This is a genomic window from Cetobacterium sp. ZWU0022 (assembly GCF_000800875.1).
Lineage (GTDB): Bacteria > Fusobacteriota > Fusobacteriia > Fusobacteriales > Fusobacteriaceae > Cetobacterium_A.
Window position 1 is genome coordinate 1 of record NZ_JRJZ01000118.1, and the last position, 3,794, is coordinate 3,794.

Annotated in this window: 3 protein-coding genes and 1 tRNA gene; 2 read left to right on the forward strand and 2 right to left on the reverse strand. The window is 30.7% G+C overall.

Translation table 11 applies throughout. The features are described from left to right. Nucleotides 1-116: 116 nt before the first annotated feature. Entirely contained in the window at nucleotides 117-1,451 is a 1,335-nt protein-coding gene (locus tag L988_RS09620) for a DUF1576 domain-containing protein (protein ID WP_047383780.1), read from the reverse strand. 158 nt (nucleotides 1,452-1,609) lie between these two features. Between L988_RS09620 and L988_RS09625 the strand changes: the two genes are divergently transcribed. After that, the gene (locus tag L988_RS09625) at nucleotides 1,610-2,695 is read left to right on the forward strand and encodes a carbohydrate kinase (protein WP_047383781.1); all 1,086 of its coding nucleotides are present in this window, start codon (nucleotides 1,610-1,612) and stop codon (nucleotides 2,693-2,695) included. Continuing rightward, the gene (locus L988_RS09630; protein WP_047383784.1) at nucleotides 2,692-3,612 is read left to right on the forward strand and encodes a pseudouridine-5'-phosphate glycosidase; all 921 of its coding nucleotides are present in this window, start codon (nucleotides 2,692-2,694) and stop codon (nucleotides 3,610-3,612) included. Before L988_RS09625 ends, L988_RS09630 begins: the two co-directional genes overlap by 4 nt. 106 nt (nucleotides 3,613-3,718) lie before the next feature. On the opposite strand, the gene L988_RS09635 is transcribed toward L988_RS09630, so the two are convergent. Next, nucleotides 3,719-3,793, reverse strand: a tRNA-Gln gene (locus tag L988_RS09635). Nucleotide 3,794 lies beyond the last annotated feature (1 nt).

A 3,794-nucleotide genomic window follows, 5' to 3' on the forward strand; every position in this document is an offset into this window, starting at 1 on the left:
GTCCTTTTCATTCAGTTGTTGTCTGCGGCGTTTCCCGCTGACATATATAATCATACCACAGACAACATTGTTTGTCAACAAACTTTTTTTATTTTTTTTAAAATATGTTTTCTTATTTACAGTTTATCTTGTAAATTATCCTCTGTTTTCCTTATTAAGTCATGTAACGCTTTCTGTCTTTGTAGATATTTCGCTCTTCTTTTATTTACACTTTCTTTAGTTGTATTTATTATAGGTAATAAAAATCCTGCAACTATTCCAGCTGAAAATCCATTATTATAAAGGTTTAACCCACCATGAACAACACCTATACTTTGGACTACCGCAATATGCAACATCCCTGCAACTATCCCCCATCCAAAACCATACACTCCTGCTACTGGTGCTAAAGATGTTCCAAACAATCCAGATAAAGCTAATGTAAATCCATCTGTTGTACTTCCAAACTTTCCTAAAAATACTCCTATTAATATCGGCGTAATATTAAGAATAGTTTTCCCATAAGCCGAGAATCCTACTATTGTTAATATTCCTGCAAGTAATGGTCCATTTAAAGTTTGACCTAATAAGATAGGATACATCATTGCTACAAATCCCATAGTTCCCATATTTATAAAAGTTAAGCCGTAGCCATATTTCAAAACAAAATCACTCTTCAATCCACTATCTTTCAGTAAAGCTTTATATCCTGAAAAACTTTTATTGTTTATATAATATCCTATCAATATTAAAGCCAAAAATACACCACTAGATATTATTTTAAGTTCAACATCATGTTCTATAGATATTATTCTTTGAGGTACCACTACAAATTGATACAATTTAAGAACAGACGCTATTACAGCTCCCAATATTCCACCTGTAAAACCAAGATTATACAAATTAAATCCTTCATGGAATCCTGCCATTTTCTTCGCTAAAGGTGTCACTATAAACCCTATTACTATTCCTAATACAATAGCATGCACATATGCATATTCACTAAAAACATGTATATTAAATGCAACTTCACTTATAAATGGTGCTAACGCACTAGTAAAAGATATCGTTACCAATATATCTTTAAAATCAATATGCTCATATTTAGAGTATAAAATTCCCCCTACATAAAACGGCAAAATATTTAATATATTTTTTCCGAAGAAAGAAAATCCAAAAACCGTAAAAAATGAAGCTATCGCTAAACCATTTAAAGGTGTTCCTAGTAATCTCATCAAAGTATAATTAAAGGCAAATATTAAAAATGCATTCAAAAATGTTGCTCCCATTCCTCCTATAACTAAAAAGTCAGTTATCAAAACTGTCGGAGAAGTTAATATTCTTATAAACCCTTCCAATATATTTTCTTTACCTTTTAATACAAAATAAGCAAATAATGCAAACAGAACTCCTACTACTATTTCAGTAAGTAACCACACCTTTTTGCTTCTATCACCTTTAAAATTATCCAAACTACCACCCCTTTTATATTCTTTATTAAAATTCTAATATTTTTTACAAAAAAAATCAATTTTTTTATAGATAAATCGTTGACATTTCAATACTTCAATGATAATATTTAAACAAAAGTTTACTAGGTTAAACATTTGTTTAAGAAAAGGAGGTGCATATGACTAATAGAGAAAAAGAGATCTTAAAATGGATTGAAGAAAATCCTTTTATTTCTCAATCAGAATTAGCTGAAAAAGCTGATATCGCTCGTTCATCTGTTGCTGTACACATTTCTAATTTAATAAAAAAAGGAAAAATAATCGGTAAAGGATATATTATACAAAAAAAATCTTTTACTACTGTTATCGGTGGTACAAATATCGATATTTCAGCAAAATCTTACTCACCTTTAAAAGATTATGATTCTAATCCTGGAAAGGTCAATACATCTTTCGGCGGTGTAGGTAGAAATATTGCAGATAATCTTTCAAGATTAAATCAAGATGTAGAACTTATAACTGTCCTTGGCGATGATTTTAATGGCGAAGAAGTTAGAAAAAATTGTAGAGTTTTAGGAATAAACACTTCTAACTCTTTAATAATTCCAAACTCTTCAACATCTACATATTTATCTATACTAGATGATAATAACGATATGAAGATTGCTATTTCTGCTATGGATTTATATGATAATGTCACTATAGACTTTATCAAATCTAAAAAAGAGATTTTAGACGAATCTAAACTTTGTATAGTCGATACAAATATACCTAAAGAAACTATTGAATATATTGTAACTAATTTTAATATACCTGTATTTTTAGATTGCGTATCTACTACAAAAGCATTAAAAATTAAAGATTTTATCGGTAGGTTCCACACGATAAAACCAAATAAAATAGAAGCAGAAACACTTTCTGGTATAAAAATAATCGATTTAAACTCTCTTGAAAAATGTGCTAATTTCTTTATAGAAAAAGGAGTAAAACAAGTTTTCATCTCTTTAGGAGAAGAGGGAGTTTTTTATTCAAATGGAGTAGCTTCTGGTAAGATGTCTCCTTTCAAAACTAAGGTTATCAATACAACTGGGGCTGGCGATGCTTTTATGTCTGGAATCGCTTATAGTTTCTTAGAGAATCTCGATATAATTGAAAGTTGTAAAAATGGTATCGCTTGTGCAACAATCGCTATTTCAAGCGAAAAAACAATTAGCGACAATATGTCTTTAGAAAACGTTAATAAAATTAAGGAGGAAAATTTATGAATTTAACAAAATATTTAGAAATTTCAAAAGAGGTTAAGGAAGCATTAGAAAACAATAGACCGGTAGTTGCCCTTGAATCTACTATTATATCTCATGGAATGCCTTATCCTCAAAATGTGGAAACAGCTTTAAAAGTTGAAGAAATTGTAAGAGAAAATGGTGCTGTTCCAGCTACAATAGCTATTTTAAATGGAAAATTAAAGGTAGGATTAACTAAAGAAGAGATTGATTATTTAGGAAAAAAAGGTCTTGATGTTACTAAAGCTAGTAGAAGAGATATCCCTGCAATATTAGCTTCTGAAGATGATGGTGCAACTACTGTTGCCTCTACTATGATTATAGCCGCGTTAGCTGGTGTTAAAGTATTTGCAACTGGAGGAATCGGTGGAGTTCATAGAGGAGCTGAAACAACTATGGATATATCAGCAGATTTAGAGGAATTAGCAATGACTGATGTTGCTGTTGTTTGTGCTGGAGCTAAATCTATTCTAGACATCGGATTAACTCTTGAGTTTTTAGAAACAAAAGGAGTTCCAGTTATCGGATACCAAACTAAAGAGTTACCTGCTTTCTACACTAGAAAAAGTGGTTTCAACGTGGATTACAAAATGGATACTCCAGAACAAATCGCTAAAACTCTAAAAGCAAAATGGGATGTTAACTTAAAAGGTGGAGTTGTTATTGCAAATCCAATTCCTGAAGAATTTGCTATGGATTTCGATACAATTACAAATGCAATTAACAATGCTGTTTCTGAAGCTGAAGAAAAAGGAATCAAAGGAAAAGATAGTACTCCATTCCTTTTAGCTAAAGTAAAAGATATCACAAAAGGAAAAAGTTTAGAATCAAATATTCAATTAGTTTTCAATAATGCTAGATTAGCTTCTAAAATAGCTAAAAATTATTGCGAATTATAATAGTAAAATCCCGTTTCTTATAGTAATTAAGAAACGGGATTTTTTTATAAAAAATAAAAAATAAAAAAAAGGGAACTCATCAGTTCCCTATAAATATCATTTTGAATGGCTGGGGTGGCTGGATTCGAACCAACGCATGACGGAGTCAAAGTCCGTTGCCTTACCGCTTGGCGACACCCCAA

Bases quoted from the DNA above. Each gene is read 5' to 3' on its own strand.
- L988_RS09625 (WP_047383781.1), top strand. From the start codon at position 1,610: ATGACTAATAGAGAAAAAGAGATCTTAAAATGGATTGAAGAAAATCCT.
- L988_RS09630 (WP_047383784.1), top strand. From the start codon at position 2,692: ATGAATTTAACAAAATATTTAGAAATTTCAAAAGAGGTTAAGGAAGCA.